Annotated in this window: 1 protein-coding gene and 1 pseudogene; both read left to right on the top strand. The window is 57.6% G+C overall.

The annotated features are described in order from the left end of the window. Nucleotides 1-122, top strand: a pseudogene (locus NW840_RS13355) (IS607 family transposase); the annotation flags it as partial. Then, on the top strand, nucleotides 76-550 hold a 475-nt coding region (locus tag NW840_RS13350), incomplete at its 3' end, for a helix-turn-helix domain-containing protein (RefSeq protein ID WP_414344797.1). The pseudogene NW840_RS13355 and the gene NW840_RS13350, both read left to right, overlap by 47 nt.

Here is a 550-nt window from a genome sequence, read left to right as displayed (position 1 = left end):
AGGAACTGGTTGAGGATATCCTCACCATCCTGCACTGCTTCAGCAGTCGGCTCTACGGACTCAGAAAATACCGGGCTGCAATCGAGAAAGATACGGATTTATCCGGAACCAGCGCTGGCTAAGGCTTGGAAGCATTGGCAAGCGGCATGCCGGTACTGCTACAACCAAGCGATTGCCTATCAGCGCCAACATGGCGCCCCCAGGACGGCCAGAAAGCTGCGGGACATCATCCTGCGCTCCGACCTGCCTGGGTGGGTAAAGGACGCCCCCTGCCACATCAAGCAGAACGCGGTCGTCGAGGCGTGGCTGGCGTTTCGCCGAAGCAAAGACGCGAGGTTTCGCAGTGTGCGGGACAGGTCACATACGCTGCAATTCAACGCCGGCAACTTTCGCAATGGGACGTGGTATCCGAAACTCACCCGAGGCCTGGCGTTTCGTGCATCCGAGGAGATGCCCAGAGAATGGGCACGTGGGACTGAACTAATGCGGGTGAAAGACAGATGGTATGCCATCTTTCCTGAGCCCGTGAACGAGCAGTGTTCGTTAGCAA

Source organism: Synechococcus sp. R5-13, from assembly GCF_047462015.1.
Taxonomy (GTDB): domain Bacteria; phylum Cyanobacteriota; class Cyanobacteriia; order Thermostichales; family Thermostichaceae; genus Thermostichus.
This window is presented reverse-complemented; position numbering and strand designations above follow the sequence as displayed.